Annotated in this window: 11 protein-coding genes; 5 read left to right on the top strand and 6 right to left on the bottom strand. The window is 67.2% G+C overall.

Features of this window, described 5'->3' with window-relative positions; genetic code table 11:
* Window positions 1–50 precede the first annotated feature (50 nt).
* A complete protein-coding gene (locus ENSA7_RS08510; protein ID WP_106088719.1) occupies window positions 51–2,108 on the top strand; it encodes a RecQ family ATP-dependent DNA helicase in 2,058 nt (685 codons plus the stop codon).
* A 120-nt stretch (window positions 2,109–2,228) separates the two neighbouring features.
* Window positions 2,229–3,998: a c-type cytochrome gene (locus tag ENSA7_RS08505; RefSeq protein ID WP_106088718.1), complete on the top strand. Its 1,770-nt coding sequence runs from the start codon at window positions 2,229–2,231 to the stop codon at window positions 3,996–3,998.
* Window positions 3,999–4,015: 17 nt separating this feature from the next.
* Here the strand turns inward: ENSA7_RS08505 and ENSA7_RS08500 are convergent, their stop codons facing one another.
* The 5 genes from ENSA7_RS08500 to erpA all read right to left on the bottom strand — a co-directional run bounded on the left by ENSA7_RS08500 (window position 4,016) and on the right by erpA (window position 9,029).
* Entirely contained in the window at window positions 4,016–4,873 is an 858-nt protein-coding gene (locus tag ENSA7_RS08500) for a CAP domain-containing protein (RefSeq protein WP_244923756.1), read from the bottom strand.
* Window positions 4,874–4,999: 126 nt separating this feature from the next.
* Complete coding sequence (queG, locus tag ENSA7_RS08495; protein WP_106088717.1) at window positions 5,000–6,103, bottom strand: tRNA epoxyqueuosine(34) reductase QueG; 1,104 nt, start codon at window positions 6,101–6,103, stop codon at window positions 5,000–5,002.
* Window positions 6,104–6,171: 68 nt separating this feature from the next.
* On the bottom strand, window positions 6,172–6,984 hold the full coding sequence (locus tag ENSA7_RS08490) for a hypothetical protein (RefSeq protein WP_146157471.1): 813 nt from the start codon (window positions 6,982–6,984) through the stop codon (window positions 6,172–6,174).
* A gap of 179 nt (window positions 6,985–7,163) precedes the next feature.
* Window positions 7,164–7,733: an NUDIX hydrolase gene (locus ENSA7_RS08485; protein WP_181233473.1), complete on the bottom strand. Its 570-nt coding sequence runs from the start codon at window positions 7,731–7,733 to the stop codon at window positions 7,164–7,166.
* Window positions 7,734–8,624: 891 nt separating this feature from the next.
* Window positions 8,625–9,029: an iron-sulfur cluster insertion protein ErpA gene (erpA, locus tag ENSA7_RS08480; RefSeq protein WP_106088714.1), complete on the bottom strand. Its 405-nt coding sequence runs from the start codon at window positions 9,027–9,029 to the stop codon at window positions 8,625–8,627.
* Window positions 9,030–9,342: 313 nt separating this feature from the next.
* On the opposite strand from erpA, the gene ENSA7_RS08475 reads away from it, so the two are divergent.
* From ENSA7_RS08475 to ENSA7_RS08465, 3 genes are all read left to right on the top strand, one after another.
* Window positions 9,343–10,818 carry a hypothetical protein gene (locus ENSA7_RS08475; RefSeq protein ID WP_106088713.1) on the top strand — a complete coding sequence of 492 codons (1,476 nt, stop codon included), beginning with the start codon at window positions 9,343–9,345 and terminating at the stop codon, window positions 10,816–10,818.
* 133 nt (window positions 10,819–10,951) lie between these two features.
* Window positions 10,952–13,036, top strand: a complete 2,085-nt coding sequence (ligA, locus tag ENSA7_RS08470; protein ID WP_106088712.1) for an NAD-dependent DNA ligase LigA — start codon at window positions 10,952–10,954, stop codon at window positions 13,034–13,036.
* Window positions 13,037–13,296: 260 nt separating this feature from the next.
* On the top strand, window positions 13,297–14,574 hold the full coding sequence (locus tag ENSA7_RS08465; RefSeq protein ID WP_106088711.1) for an ADP-ribosylation family protein: 1,278 nt from the start codon (window positions 13,297–13,299) through the stop codon (window positions 14,572–14,574).
* A gap of 297 nt (window positions 14,575–14,871) precedes the next feature.
* Here the strand turns inward: ENSA7_RS08465 and ENSA7_RS08460 are convergent, their stop codons facing one another.
* Entirely contained in the window at window positions 14,872–15,408 is a 537-nt protein-coding gene (locus tag ENSA7_RS08460; RefSeq protein ID WP_181233471.1) for an SET domain-containing protein, read from the bottom strand.
* Window positions 15,409–15,413 lie beyond the last annotated feature (5 nt).

The raw sequence follows: 15,413 nt of genomic DNA, 5'->3' as shown, positions 1-15,413 counted from the left end.
TTTTGCCGTCGCTTGCAAATCCCCCTGACGGTGGCCGATACCGGACCACGATGGCTGATCCTCGTTCCAACCTCGAGCCACCTGATTGGCTGGATCAGGTCCCACTCGACGACTTCGACGAGGTCTTCGAGCACGCAGACGCCCCTGATCCGTACACCCCCGAGCGCGCCCCCCAGCGCGCGGATCCGCTGTTGCCTGCCCTCGAGGGCGGCGCACTCGATCTAGACGCAGGCCTGCAAATCTTCCATCACGAGCAATTCCGCCCCGGCCAGCGCGAGGCCGTGCAGGCGCTGCTCGAGTCCCAGCGCCTGCTCCTGGTCGCCCCGACCGGCGGCGGCAAGAGCCTGACCTACCAGCTGCCCGCCGCGCTGATGCCCGGCACCACCTTGGTGATCTCCCCGCTGATCGCCCTCATGCACGACCAGGTCGCGAGCATGCAGGCCTGCGGTGTGCCCGCGACCTTCCTGGCCTCGACCCTCGACAGCGACGAGCTGCGCCAGCGCATGCGCGACATCGCGGCCGGCGCCTACAAGCTGGTCTACGTCGCCCCCGAGCGCCTCACCTTCGGTGGGTTTCGCGGGCTGTTGTCGCGCATTCACGTCCCGCTGGTCGCCGTCGACGAGGCGCACTGCATCTCCGAGTGGGGTCACGACTTTCGCCCCGAGTACCTGCAGATCGGCGAGTTCATCCGCTCGCTGCCCGGCGGCACCCGGGTCTTGGCCTGCACCGCCACGGCCACGCCGATCGTGCGTGACGAGATCCTGGCCAAGCTCCACCTCGACGCCAACACCCCGCAGATCGTGCGGGGCTTCGCGCGTCCCAACCTGCGCCTGCGCGCGATCGAAGCCGGGCGTCCCAGCGATCGCCGCGACCAGATCGACGCGCTGCTGGGTCAGGCGCTCGGGCAACCCAGCGACCACAGCCCCAGCAGCTCCCCAGGCGCGGCGATCATCTATGCACCAACCCGCAAGATCACCGAGCAAGAGTCCGAGCGCCTGCAAGAGAAAGGTTGGAAGTGCGGGGCCTACCACGCCGGGCTCGACGGTGGCCTGCGCGAGCGCGTGCAGCAGGCGTTCTCCAGCGGCGAGCTGCAGGTCGTCGTCGCCACCAACGCGTTCGGTATGGGCATCGATCGCAGCGACGTCCGGGCGGTGATCCACTGGTCGCCGCCCGGCTCGGTCGAGGCCTACTACCAAGAGGTCGGTCGCGCCGGCCGTGACGGCGAGCCCGCGTACGGCCTGATGATCTACTCGGCCCAGGATCTACCTCTACGCCGCCGCCTGCTCGAGTACGACATCGACGGCCGCGCCCCCGACCCCGACGTGGTCGACCACAAGTGGGGCATGTTCCTCGAGCTGATCCGCTGGGCCGAGAGCGGCACCTGCCGCCACGACGCGATCCTCCGCTACTTCGGCGACGAGGACGAGCTGCTCGAGGGCTGCGGTCACTGTGACGTGTGCGAGGCGCTCGGCGACGACGACCAGGCCGAGTTTGACGACGAGCAGACCACCTTGATCGTCCGCAAGGCGCTGTCGGGGGTCGCCCGGATCCACCGAACCTACGGGCTGACGGCCGCCGTCAAGCTGCTCGCGGGGGTCGACGACAACCGCCTGCAGCGGGGCGGGCTCGATCGGGTCAAGACCTTCGGCGCGCTCTCGGAATTCCCGGAGCACTGGATCAAGAAGCTCATGCACCGCTGCGTCGCCGCCGGGTGGGTGGAGTACACGCCCGGTGATCGCCCGCTCGCGGTCCTGACCGACGCCGGCCGCGAGGTCATGATGGCCGCGCGACCGGCCCGGATCGTGCTGCCACCGACAGACCTGCCCGAGCGCCGCAGCCAGCCCCGGGAGCGCCGCCCCAACACCGACGGCAGCGAGCTCGACAAGGCCGCGCAGGCGCTGTTCGAGCGGCTGCGCGCCCATCGGCTCGACGTCTCCAAGGCCGAAGAGGTGCCGCCCTATGTGGTCGCCAGCGATCGGACCCTGCGCGAGATCGCCCTGCTCAAGCCGCGCAACCTCGCCCAGCTGCAGCAAGCCCACGGGATCGGCCCGACCAAGGCCGAGCGCTACGGCGAGGGGTTGCTCGACGTCGTCCGCGAGCACGGCTGAACCAGCCCGCCGGCTCGGGCCGATCAACCTAGGAACATCGACCCAAGTTCTGGTGAAAGATCCACGGCGCTGGACGGATGTCACAAAATCCGGTCATGCTACACCGGAGCTGGACTTCATATGCGCACGCACTTTGGTCTCGGACTGTTCGTTCTCCTATCTGCACTGACCGCCTGCCAGAGCCAGGATCCCGAGGTCCCGATCATCGTCGACAACCAGGCGCCGGTTGTCAGCGAGGTCCCGCCGCCCGCGATCAGCGGGGGCACGATGCTGGTCCTGTCCGACGGCCGGGTCCTGATCGCCGACGCCGATCGTGATCGGGTTCACATCGTGTCGATCTCGCCCGCGCGGTTCGAGGCGGACGCCTTGTTCGAGGAGGGCGCGGAGCCAGGGCGCAGCGTCGAGGGCAGCGAGGGGCTCGCCCACGTCGTGCTGCGCCAAGCTGGCGATGTCGCAACGATCGACATCAACTCCGGCGAGATCCTCGAGCGCCGTCACCTGTGCACGGATCCCCGCGGCATCGCGTTCAATGACGCGAACGCGCAGCTGTACGTCGCCTGCGCCGACGGCACCCTGGTCACCATGCCCGAGCACAGCGACGCTGGTGAGGTCCAGCGCCGCTTCCTCGAGCCAGACCTGCGTGACATCGTGATCGACGGCGACACCCTGCTGGTCAGTCGGCTCCGGTCCGCCGAGATCCTCGAGGTGGCGATGCCGGGGCTGTTCGTGACCGGGCGGCGCGCCCCTCCGGCGGCCGAGGCCGCGGTGCCGACCGTCGCGTGGCGAATGCTCGAGGTCGAGCCCGGCCGCGTCGCGATGCTCCATCAACTCTCGGCGACGACGGAGGTCCGGCTCTCCACCCCGCCCGGCGGCGAAGAAGGCGGCGACGACGACGGTGGCGGAGACTCGGGCGCGCCCTATGGCGGCGGGAGCTTCTGCCAGCCTCCAATCGTGACGGCCAGCGTCAGTACCTGGGTGGACTCGAACTCACCCACCACCACGCGGATGGCCGGCCCGACCCCCGCGGTCGATCTTGCGATCAGTCCAGACGGAGAGATCGCTATCGCCGTGGCCGGCGCGCGCGAGGGCGAGGGCGACGTCCACTTCAACAACGACGAGGACTTTTGCTTCGAGGGCTTCGGCGCCCTGTCGACCCCAGGCCAGCCAGTCTCCGTCGCCTACCTCCCCGATGGCCGGCTGCTCGTCCAAAGTCGCGAGCCGAGCGCGCTGTATGTCTACAACTCCTCGCGCGAGCACGAGCTCACGCTCGAGCTGAGCAGCAAGAGCCGGTTCGACACTGGCCACGACCTCTACCACCGCGTCACCGCGGCCTCGATCTCGTGCGCGTCTTGCCACCCCGAAGCCACGGACGACGGGCACGTGTGGAGCTTCGAGGACATTGGCCGGCGGCGCACGCAGAGCCCCGAGGTCGGCCTCGAAGGGTCGGCGCCGTTTCACTGGGACGGCGACATGACTGACTTCCAGACCCTCAGCAATGTGGTCTACAGCCATCGCATGGGCGGCGCGGTCCAATCCGACGCCCGCGCGGCCGCGTTCGAGCGCTGGCTGTTCTCGACCAAGCGCGCCCCAGCGGGCACGGACGTCGACGAGAGCTTGCGCGCCGAGGGTGAGGCCCTGTTCGTCGACTACGGGTGCACCACCTGCCACTCGGGCGCGCGCCTGACAAACGACCAGACCGTGGCGTTTCGCGGCAAGCCCCTTCAGGTGCCAAGCCTGCGACGCGTCGCCCTGCGGCCGCCTTACATGCACGACGGTCGCACCGCGGACCTACGCTCGGCCGTGCTCGACATGCTCGAGGCCACCCGGTCCGACAGCGAGTACTCGGGTCACGACGTCGACGCGATCGTGGCCTACCTGCGCACCCTGTAGGCCACGACTCAGGCCAACTACTTGCCGAAGTTCTGGGTCCAGTAGCTGCCGTACTGGCCGTTGCCAGACGCGTACCCAACCCCGATCAGCGTGAAGCTCCCGTTGAGCATGTTCGCGCAGTGTCCGTCGGAGTCGAGCCAACCCTGTACGACGTCGCTGGGGCTCGGGTAGCCAGCCGCAATGTTCTCGCCCCAGCCGCCGCCGTCGTAGCCGGCCTGGCCCAGACGCCACCCCGGGCCGTTGCCCTGCTGGTTGGTGTGCGAGAAATAATTATTGTCCGCCATGTCCTTGGAGTGGACACGCGCGGCGCAGGTCAGGGCGGCTTCCCAGGTCAGCGGCCCGGAGGGCGCAAAGTCGCCTTCGCTGCCACAGTTTCCGCCCTGGGCCCGAGCCATGTTGACGAGCTCGATGACCTCGAGCTCCTTGTCGACCCAGCTCTGCGCCCAGTCGGAGACCGGGTTGCAGTACGGGTTGTTCGGGAGCGGATCGCCTTCGCCGTCGCCGTCGCCGTCGCCCGTGCTCGGTCCTCCGGTCGTCGGATCGCCGTCGCCGTCGCCGTCGCCGTCTCCGGTCGTCGGGTCGGGATCGCCATCGCCGGTCGTCGGGTCGGGATCGCCATCGCCGTCGCCAGTCGTGGGATCGCCGGTCGTCGGATCGCCGTCACCGTCACCGTCGCCAGTCGTCGAGCTTGGATCCCCGTCACCGTCTCCCTGAGCACTGTCGGCCGCCTCGCTGCCATCCGTCTCGCCGAGCGTGTCTCCAAAGCCGCCGTCGAGGTACCACGTGTCGGGGTCGATCCCCGAGTAGCAAGCGCTCGAAGCCATCGCGCCCATGAGCACGACCAGGGTCTTCAACGGAGCAATTCGACGGGACACAGCGATCTTTTATAGCCCACACAAATATGATTCAAGCCAAACCTATCTCCCGGGCAATGATAGTGAAGCGAATGGAAATCGTAATGGGTTAGGCCACACATGTGGCTGCTAACTGCGTGTGCACAATTACTCTGGCGACTCGACACACCTGCGCGCCGCTGCCCACCGAGCCAGCGCGGCCAGCTCGGGTGACGGGTCGGCCATGGCCAGCCGCAGCGCCTCGGCCTCGTGCTCGTTCGCGGGTCCATCTCCATTTCCGAGCGCCAGGATCGCGTTGCGGCGCAGCGCGGCGCGGGGGATTCGATTGAGCGCGGTCTGCTTCACGAACTGCCGATGCTGGTTGTTGCCGACGTTCGCGAGGCGCGGCAAGTCGGGCACCCGCGCGTGTCCGGGCGGGGGGTCGAGCCACGCGGAAGCGGGCACGCGATCCTCGCGAGTGCTCGAGCGGTTGTAGGGGCAGACCTCCTGGCAGACATCACAGCCGGCGATCCGCTGGCCCATGCGAGTGGCGAGGGCCTCCGGGATCGGGCCGCGATGCTCGATCGTGAGGTACGAGATGCAGCGGCGCGGGTCGAGCTTGCCGGGCGAGTCGAACGCGTCGGTTGGGCAGTGCTCCAGGCACAGGCGACAGCTCCCGCACGCGTCCCATGGCGGGTGGCTGTGATCGTGCGCGTAGGTTGGGCTGCGATCGGTGCCAGTCCACTGCGCGGTCGTGAGCAGCACGGCGATCAGCACGTAGCTGCCCAGCCCCGGCACGATCAGGCAGCCGTTCTTGCCGAGGAACCCGAGCCCAGCCAGGACCGCGACGGCGCGCTCGAGGACCGGCTTGGTGTCGACGCAGATCAGGCTCTCGATGTCGGGCACGCGCGCGTGCAGGTGCTCGCTCAGGCGCTCGAGGCGACGGTGGATCTCCGTGTGGTAGTCGCTCCACTGCGCGTAGCGAGCGACCGGGCCCGGCTCGCCGGCGTAGGGCACGACGGCGACCAGGGCCGAGCGAGCACCCGGGAGCATTTGCGCGGGATCCATGCGGACCGCTCGGGTCCGCGAGAGGAACGCCATCTCGCCCTCGGCGCTGCGGTCGAGGTAGTCGGCCAAAGTCGCGCGGGCCGGGGCGAACCCGGGGTGATCGAGGCTGACCGCGCCAAGTCGGAGCAGCCCGAGATCGGCGGCGAGCTCGGCGAGCGCCGCGAGTTCGTCGTCGTCGAGCAGAGGATCTGGACGGGGAGTCATCGCCGACCCTCAGTCTAGCGGCGATTCGCAGCGGTCGCCGTTGACCCCCCAGTCCCCCGCTAGCGGGCTCAGGGCGGGGTCTGATCCGTGTTGGTCAGCCAGATCCTCGACAGCGCATAGGCCTCTTGCGGCCGATACCCAATCGTGAACGTGTGCGCGCCAGCGTCCCAGGTCTGAACCCACGGATCCTCGACGTACTCACAGCTGGGCTCCATCTGGTCGCGCCAGTTCAGCTCAGCCCACAGATACTCGGGACCGTTCGGTCCGGGGGTGCAGTCGATCTCGAAGATCGGCACGGGCATGGGACCGCCATCGACCAGCACGAAGTAGGAGTCGGCGTCCTGGTTGTCGATGCCGCGCACCCAGATGTGCCAGTCGTCGTCGCACGGGATGTCCAGATCGAACTGGACGTACGCGTTGGGCGACTCGTTGTCGTACGCCAGGATCAGCCCTTCGCCGAGCTGGCTCATGGTCTCATTCCAGCCGACGATCTCGTTCGCGTCCACAGCCTCGATCGCGATGAACTCGTCGCCGTTGCAGGCCGTGCCGCCCGTGTCGCCGTCGCCGTCACCGGTGTCGCCGTCGCCGTCGCCGTCACCGGTGTCGCCGTCGCCGTCGCCCGATGCCGGCACACACTCGCCGCCTTCGCACATCAGGCCAAGGTCACACGAGCCGCCGCCCGTGCATGGACACCCGAGCGAGCCGATCGGGCAGCTGGTGTCGGCGTCACCGTCGCCGGCAGGATCGCCATCGCCATCGCCCGTGTCACCGTCGCCATCGCCGTCGCCCGTGGGCTCGCCAGTCTCGGTGGCGGTCTCGCTCCCCGCGGTCTCGTCGTCGCCCGCGTCGGCCGAGCTATCGCCACAGGCAGACAGGCTCATCGCCAGGGCGAGAGGCAGCGACAGCAATACAGATTCAGTTGTTCGAAGTGTCATCGGTGTACAAGTCTCCAGTGCAGTGGTTGGTTGCCGCCGCACTCTAACCGAGCCGCCCTGACTCGTCACGAATCATAGCCTCGATGACATCTTGGTTCGAAAAATATGAAAGCCGGATCACCCTCTCAAGCGCGAATTCGTTCGAGGAGATCCCAGACCATCCGCGCCGTGGCACCCCACAGGGGTGGATCGGCGATGTCGAATTGATGCAGGTCGTAGCGCTCCCCTTCCCACTCGACGCTGCCCGTGAGCCGATGGATCGCCGGGTCCATCAGCGTGCGCAGTGACGGCATGAGGATCCGCTCGACCTCACCGCTCGCGGGCCGCGGCTGCCAGTCACCCAGCACACGCCCAACATATGGCACGATCATATAGCCGGTCGGAGTCGGCACCGGAGACAGCCGCCCCAGCACCCGCACCTGCTCCCGCGGCAGCCCGACTTCCTCCGAAGCTTCGCGAAGCGCCGTGTCGAGCAAGTCCCGATCCCCCGGCTCGACCTTCCCGCCCGGAAACGCGATCTGCCCCGCATGCTGGCGCAGCTTGCTCGAGCGCTCGATCAACACCAGCGCCGGCCCATCGAGCCCGGGATCACCATCGAGCAACAGCCCAATGACCGCGGCAAACCGAAGCCGCCCCGGGTCGCGCAGCTCCTCATGAACCCCATCGAGCCGAAGCCCAAAATCCTCCGTCAGCATTGTTTGTGACCCCCACAGGCAATTTGGCACTTCGGGGTCACTCGCTTCGCTCGCTCCCGCTTGGCCGTTTGTTCGCATCCGCATGTGTGGCCCCCTGGGAGGGGGCTCCTTCGTGTCTTGGACCCCCACAGGCGGCTTCCCACTTCGGGGTCACTCGCTTCGCTCGCTCCCGCTTGGCCGTTTGTTCGCATCCGCATGTGTGGCCCCCTAGGAGGGGGCTCCTTCGTGTCTTGGACCCCCACAGGCGGCTTCCCACTTCGGGGTCACTCGCTTCGCTCGCTCCCGCTTGGCCGTTTGTTCGCATCCGCATGTGTGGCCCCCTAGGAGGGGGCTCCTTCGTCTCTTGGACCCCCACAGGCGGCTTCGCACTTCGGGGTCACTCGCTTCGCTCGCTCCCGCTTGGCCGTTTGTTCGCATCCGCATGTGTGGCCCCCTAGGAGGGGGCTCATCTCCTCGTGAGCGGGGGACTCGTTGCTCGCGGGACTCGTTGCTCGCGGGACTCGTTCCGTTTGTTCGCTATTCCTGACTGATCGGCGCTCTAGGTCTAGGAGGAGGGCTCTGACCGCATTTCCGAGCAGCGAAGAAGCCTCGAGTCACGCAAGCAACGAGTCCCACGAGCAACGAGTCCCGGAGTCCCGCGAGCAACGAGTCCCCCCCGCTCACGAGGAGACAAGCCCCCTTCCAGGGGGCCACACATGCGGATGCGAACCATCGGCCAAGAGGGAGCGAGCGAAGCGAGTGACCCCGAAGTGCGAAGCCGCCTGTGGGGGTCCAAGACACGAAGAAGCCCCCTTCCAGGGGGCCACACATGCGGATGCGAACAGTCGGCCAAGAGGGAGCGAGCGAAGCGAGTGACCCGAAGTGCGAAGCCGCCTGTGGGGGTCTAAAACCTCACACGGAAAAGCTGCTGCCGCAGCCGCAGCTGCCGGTCGTGTTGGGGTTGCCGAACTTGAAGCCCGCGCCCTGCAGACCCTCGACGTAGTCGATCTCCGTCCCCATCAGGTACATGAAGCTCATCTGGTCACACACGAGCTTGACCCCGTGGACCTCGAACTCGTTGTCGCCCTCGGCGGACTCATCGAAGAACAGGTCGTACTGGAACCCGGCACACCCGCCGCCGATCACCTTCACGCGCAGCGAGTAGCTGTCTTCGATGTCTTCGGCCTTGCGGATCTCGGCGACCTTCTCGGCGGCGACGGTGGTCAGCGTCAGGCCGCCGGCCATTGGGTCCATCTCCATCGCATCCGGGCTGGGCTGGGTAAGCTCGGGGCTGCTCTGCGTTTGCGTCTCGGACATCGTGTTTCTCTTTCGATCCGCAACTCTTCCGTGCACGTGCGAGTTGCGGGGCAAGCATGGTCCCACGGGTGGCCACGGTCAACCGCCCAAACGGTGTAGCCGTACGTGTAGAGCCAGTTAGGTCAGGTTGCGCGCTGCACGGCAGGGGGTGACGGTTGCACGGCGCGCGGACGCCCCCGGCGTGGCGCAACGGCTCGAAAAGCCGTGTTATCGCAGGAACTTGTGGTTTGACAGCGCGGCCAGCGTCCGCCTAGGGTGAACGCGTCCACGCCACCTGATCGCGGGTTCTGGCCCGCCCCAAGACGAGTCACGAATGCAACGAATTAGCTCGATCGCGCTCACGATGACGGTGCTGACCGCCGTCGCTTGTACCAGCCGTGAAGATCGCATGCGCCAGCAGATGGCGTTCGACAGCATGACGCCCGACGACGGCAAGACCGCCGACGACGTGCCGAAGATCCCGCCGCACCCAACCCGCGACGCGCTCGAGCCGGTGCTCACGCTGCTCTACGCGGCGGACTCGCTGCCGGCCGTCCAGGAGGCGTCGGACGCGGTGCCCGAGGGGCAAGACTTCGCGATCACCAACCCCGGCGTGCTCGCGATCGTCAACATTCGCTCGGGCACGAGCAAGGCCGAGCAGGCCAAGGCGATCATCCGCGGCGTGGCCGAGGCCGACGCGTTCGCGGTCCGCAACGACGCGGAGCTGTACTTCCCCGAGCAGCTCAACAAGATCAAGTACGCCTTCAGCCCCGAGGAGCGCGATCTGATCCGCGTGGTGTACGGCGATCTGCGCCTGCTCGACTTCTTCTCGTCCGAGGGCGCCGACACGGCGATCAACGCGCTCGACGGCGAGCTGAAGACCGCAGCGACCGAGCTCAAGGCCGACTATCTGGCTCGCAAGGACGAGATCTGGGACAGCTGGATGGGCGTCAAGATGTACGCGCGGCGGGTCGTCGCCTACGACCAGCCGTTCAAGCCGGTGCTTCGCAACCTGCGCAAGACCTTCGAGATGAAGGAGCCGGAGCCTATCACCTGGGAGGCCGCGCACGACGCGGAGTTCGCCAGCTGGGCCAAGACGATCAACGGCGACGACGCCCTGTTCAAGATGTTCAACAACCTGGACAAGCTGCGCGAGCAAGAGGAGTTCCGCGGGGACACCCACGCGCGCTGGGCGATGCAAGGCTCGTCGCTGATCCCCGAGGGCGTCAAGGTCAAGCCCGAGCCCGAGCTCGGGTTTGGTATCCACCGCGAGGACCTCGGCGGCGGCTACCAGGAGATCACCTTCGTGTTCGACAAGAAGCTGCGCGGCGACGCCCTGCGTGAGGCTTACCTGCGCTCGCTGATCTACCGGCAGGTGTTCTCGGACTTCGCGACCTTGTCCGCAGCCGGCGGCGACTTCGAGACCGGGCAGGTGCCCGACGAGAACGATCCCGACTACGCCTACTGCGCCTCGCGCATGGCGCTCGACGGGGCGATCAACGACTTCGCCGACACGCAGCCGTTGCTCGCCGGGCTCAACTCGACCGAGAAGAACGAGGACAAGCTGGTGAGCGCCGCCGTCGACTGCGTGCTCGAGCGGATCCCCAAGGGCATCAACCGCGGCGTCGAGGGCGACGACGCGCGCCCGCCCGCCATGTACACCCGCACCGCCCTGTTCCAGATGCTGGCCCGGTTCACCAAGGTCGACGTCAACCTCGACAACATGAAAAAGGACGTCGAGAAGCCGGCCGAGGTCGAGGACGCCGAGGCCTTCCTCAAGGCCTACGACAAGAAAAAGCGCGGGCGCTGAACCCTGGTTGAATGAACCACCAAACGCCCGGATTCATACGAATTCGGGCGTTTTCGCGTGATCCAGGCGAGACCATGCAGACCGCGGAATTCGCTGGCTCGCGACGGTGCTTCGTTGGTATCGAGGTTCCGCAATGGCGAGCGCTGCGACCCCCGAACAGATCGAGTCCATGGACGAAGCCGCGATCGCGGCGGGGCTGGCAAGCTTCGACGCCGCCACGCTCGAGGCCCTGATTCGCCGGACCAACCGCGAGTACTGGGACAACAACGCGCCGACCATCTCGGACCCGCTCTACGATCGCCTGGTCGAGACCCTGCGCCGCGTGCAGCCCGACAACCCGGTGCTGAACGAGCTCGGCGAGACGACCCCGACCGGCCCGGTGATCGAGGCCGACGCGACCCGCAACATCCCGCCAGCGCAGCGGCTCGGCGCGCCGGTTCGCCACACCCGCAACATGCTCTCGCTCGACAAGGGCTACAGCATCGAAGAGCTGGCCGCGTGGGCCGACAAGTTCGAGGGCGACATCCTGTCGATGCCCAAGATGGACGGCGTCGCCTGCTCGCTGCGCTACACCGACACCGGTGAGCTGTTCCTCGCGGCCACGCGCGGCAACGGCAGCGAGGGCGAGGACATCACGATCAACGCGCTCGAGGTCGCCGACATCCCCAAGCAACTCGACAAGAAGGCGCTGGCCGGGCTCGCGGGCAGCCAGCTCGGGTTCGAGATCCGCGGCGAGCTGTTCATGCGCCTGTCGGTGTTCGAGCGCTACAAACAGCAGTACTCGAACCCGCGCAACCTCACCGCAGGCGCGATCAAGCACAAAGAGCGGGGCCGGACCGGCGCCTACACGCTCAGCTTCTACGCCTACGATCTGCTCAACCACGGCCTCAGCCACGAGCGCGAGAAATTCGAGCTGCTCGAGCGGCTTGGCTTCGCGATCGAAGAGTGCGAGTTCGTCGCCCGCGCCGAGCTGCAAGCCAGCTTCGAGTCGTGGTCGGCCCGCCGCGCCACGCTCGACTACGAGATCGACGGCGTGGTCTATCGCGCCGCCGACGCCGGCGAGCAGGCCCGGCTTGGCGAGACCGGGCATCACCCGCGCTGGTCGATCGCCTACAAGTTTCAGGGCGACACCGGGACCACGACCTTGCAAGAGGTGCTGTGGTCGGTCAGCCGCACCGGCACGATCACGCCGGTCGGCCTGTTCACGCCGATCGAGCTGTCGGGCGCGATGATCGGCCGCGCGGGGCTGCACAACCTCAACCGCTTCGACGAGCTCGACCTGACCGAGGGTGCGATCATCGAGGTCACCCGGCGGGGCGGGGTCATCCCCCATGTCGAGCGCATGATCACGCCGGGCCCCGGCGCCAAGAAATTCGAGGTCCCCAAGCGCTGCCCCGCCTGCGGGAGCGAAGCCGAGCGCCGCAAGAAGCGCGACGGTGAGTTCTTGTTCTGCTCGAAGCCCGAGCAGTGCGTGTCGGCCCGGCTCGGCGAGCTGCAGCACTTCGCTAAGGTCGTCGACATCCAGGGCTTCGGCCCCAAGGTCGTCACCCAGGCCGTCGACGCCGGCCTGCTGTCGAGCCCCGCTGATTTCTACACCCTCACCACCGACGACCTCGAGGGCCTCGACCGGCTCGGCCGGCGCAGCGCCCAGAACCTCGTCGACCAGGTCGAGGCCCACAAGACCATCGAGCTGTCGGTGTTTCTGCAGGCCCTGGGCATCGACCATCTGGGCAAGCAAAACGCCCTGCTGCTCGCCGACGAGTTCCGCACGCTCGCGGCCGTGCGCAGCGTCGACCGTGACGCGCTGCTCGGCGTCAGGGGCATCAAAGACGCGATCGCCGACGCGATCCTCAGCGGCCTCGAGACCCGCAGCGAGCTGATCGACGCCCTGCTCGCGCATGTGACCGTCGTCGACATGCCCGACAAGTCCGAGACCGAAGCGAGCGACGCCCCCCGTGAGGGTGTGCTCAACGGTAAGAGCTTTCTGTTCACTGGCACGCTCGAAGGCTTCACGCGAAAAGCGGCCCAGGAAATGGTCGTGGCACACGGTGGCATCACGGGATCGGCCGTCAACAAGGCCCTCGACTACCTGGTCGTAGGCGCTGGCAAGGGCGCCAAGTCGAGCAAGCAGAAGAAGGCGGAGCAGCTGATCCAGGCCGGTGCTCCGCTAAAAATCATCACCGAGACCGAGTTCCTCGAGATGCTGGGCGAATCGTGACCACGGGCGGATGACGCGATGCGCGTGGGACAGTGTGAGAACCTACTTACGATTCCACCGCGCCGAGCGCGGTTCCTGCAAAACGTACACTGCTGATCACAAAAGCTGCACGAGCCACACCTGCATCGGGCGCAACCGACCAGCGCATCGCGGGAAGCGACCGACCGACCGCGAGCGGTTGGCACGTGCGGGGCTGGCAGGGTTGTAAAACAACCCGGGGTCCAAAGCAGCCTCGGGTCAAAAACAGCTAGGGTGTTCATGTGGGGCAGTCGGACGACGAACAGCTCGAGGCGCTGCGGGAAGCCTTCAACCTCGAGGCCGAAGACTGCAAGCTCGCGTGCTGGGATCCGCCGTGCAAGGTCGAAGGTCTGGGTTGGGTCGCGACGATGTCGCTCATCGACGCCGAGACCTACCGTGGTCCGTCGGCGGATCTGGTGCTCGGCGACGCCGACACCACGCTCGAGGAAGCCCTCGAGATCGCGCTCGAAGCCGTCGGTCGGCTGGTCTCGATCGGTCTGCAAAAGGGCCTCGAGTTCGGGCTCGAGATCGCGTTGGACCTGCCGGCCCTCGATCACGATCAACCGGGCATCGTCGACATGCTCTGCGGGCCCGATGCCGAGCAGCGTCGCAGCACCGCGCTGCGGATCTGCACCGAGCGCTTCGACGCGGTCGCGGCCAAGCTCCGCGACGTGTTCGGCTTGATCGCGCCACGCCACTTGATCGGCTGGGCGGCGCTGGTCCGCAGCCTCAACAGCTTCGAGCGCCGGGGCCTGACGTACATCGGTCGCCGGACCGGCGGCATCATGATGTGGTTCGAGGACGGCGGGCTCGAGCGCACCCCCGCCGACGGGCTCGATCCGCGGCTCGACTGTCGGTTTCGCTGCGATCCGCCCGAGTTCGTGACGATCGCCTGGGGCGAGAGCGACGGTCTCCACTACGGACTCTGGTACGACGACCCCTCGCAGCCGCCATCCACGATCGTCGCCAACTATGCCCGCGACTCGGCCGAGACCTGGGACCAGCGCCAGCCAAGCATGATCCTGCTGCTCCGCAAGCAGATCGACGAGATGATCCGCAACGCCAACGAGCCCAAGCAGGCCAACCTGTCTGCGCTCGCGGCCGCCGTCGAAGCCTTCCTTCAGCCCGACGCGCGCCTGCGCGAGGCTGACCCCAAGTCGATCTGGGCCGGCGTTCGCCGTCCGCAGATCCTCGGCGACATGGGCCCCGCGCTGCGACCCAGCGACGGCGACCCGCGCGGGCGCCACGTCGACTCGCGCCAGCGCGCGGCCGCGTACCAGGCGCGGGGGTTTGAGGTTCAGGGCTGGATCAAGCGGGCGCGCGCGGAGCTCGAGGCCGGCAAGCCAGCGTTCGCGCTGGTGCTGGGCCGCGAGCTGCACTGGTTTGATGCGGATGATTATCGCGAGGTCGGGCTGGAGCTGTTGGTGGGTGCATACCGAGCCCTCGGCCGCGACGCGCTCGCCGAGATCGCCCTGGTCCACCACGCCAACCGCTCCCTAGGCTCTGTCGGCGTGTACTGACTTAGACCCCCACATACGACTTCGCACTTCGGCTGCACTCGCTTCGCTCGCTTGCTCTTTGGCTGGTTGTTCGCGGTCGTATGATTGGCCCCCTCCAAGGGGGCTTCTTCTCGTGCTTGCGGGCCCTTGCTTGGGGGTGCGGGAAGTCATACTCTTGCTTGGGGCTCCTTTTTGGGGGGTGCGGGAAGTCATTCTCTTGCTTGGGGCTCCTTTTTGGGGGTGCGGGAAGTCAATGTTTGCTTAAGGGCGCTTCTCGTGGTTGCGGCGAGTATCGGTTGTGGTGCGGTTTAATGTGCCCTATGAGATTGCGGCCAAATTTGGTTGGGTGGTGACTAGGCCGGCGATTCGGGCGGCTAGGTAGGTGGAAAAGTGGCCTTGGTAGCGGATCCATAGCTCGGGGATTTGCCAGTCGGAGCCGCGGACTCGGCCTCGGCAGCGGGGGGTGCCGCACTGACAGTCGAACTCGTCGTAGGGGCTTCCGTCGGCCATGGCGTAGTCGAAGCAGATCTCGTCGCCGGCTGGGATTGTGTGCATGGCGACGAGGCTGACCTGGCCGCGGAAGCCGGCGTTGGGCTGGCACGAGTGGTTGATCCAGTCGCCGGGGCCGTCGCGGTCGCTGAGGAGGTAGAGGTCTTCGTCGACCTGGAGGGCGTAGCGGCCGGCGCCGGGGCCTAGTTGGGCGATCTGTTGGGGGGTGACGATGCTGCCGCCGAACACGGCGATCAGCTCGCCGGGGTTGATCCGTCGGGCCGCGTAGACCGATCGCTGATCCGAGCGCGGGTCGACCCGCCCGATCGCGCAGTCTGACAGGAAGCTGGACGCGGATTTGCGCATGTTCA

This window comes from Enhygromyxa salina (assembly GCF_002994635.1).
Classification (GTDB): domain Bacteria; phylum Myxococcota_A; class Polyangia; order Nannocystales; family Nannocystaceae; genus Plesiocystis; species Plesiocystis salina_B.
Note: the sequence above shows the minus strand (reverse complement) of the source record. Positions and strands in the feature narration are given on the sequence as shown.

Excerpts from the sequence above, each read along its gene's own strand:
- ENSA7_RS08460 (WP_181233471.1), bottom strand. The coding sequence starts at position 15,408 with ATGCGCAAATCCGCGTCCAGCTTCCTGTCAGACTGCGCGATCGGGCGG.
- ENSA7_RS08505 (WP_106088718.1), top strand. The coding sequence starts at position 2,229 with ATGCGCACGCACTTTGGTCTCGGACTGTTCGTTCTCCTATCTGCACTG.
- ENSA7_RS08490 (WP_146157471.1), bottom strand. The coding sequence starts at position 6,984 with ATGAGCCTGTCTGCCTGTGGCGATAGCTCGGCCGACGCGGGCGACGAC.
- erpA (WP_106088714.1), bottom strand. The coding sequence starts at position 9,029 with ATGTCCGAGACGCAAACGCAGAGCAGCCCCGAGCTTACCCAGCCCAGC.
- ENSA7_RS08475 (WP_106088713.1), top strand. The coding sequence starts at position 9,343 with ATGCAACGAATTAGCTCGATCGCGCTCACGATGACGGTGCTGACCGCC.
- queG (WP_106088717.1), bottom strand. The coding sequence starts at position 6,103 with ATGACTCCCCGTCCAGATCCTCTGCTCGACGACGACGAACTCGCGGCG.
- ligA (WP_106088712.1), top strand. The coding sequence starts at position 10,952 with ATGGCGAGCGCTGCGACCCCCGAACAGATCGAGTCCATGGACGAAGCC.
- ENSA7_RS08485 (WP_181233473.1), bottom strand. The coding sequence starts at position 7,733 with ATGCTGACGGAGGATTTTGGGCTTCGGCTCGATGGGGTTCATGAGGAG.
- ENSA7_RS08510 (WP_106088719.1), top strand. The coding sequence starts at position 51 with ATGGCTGATCCTCGTTCCAACCTCGAGCCACCTGATTGGCTGGATCAG.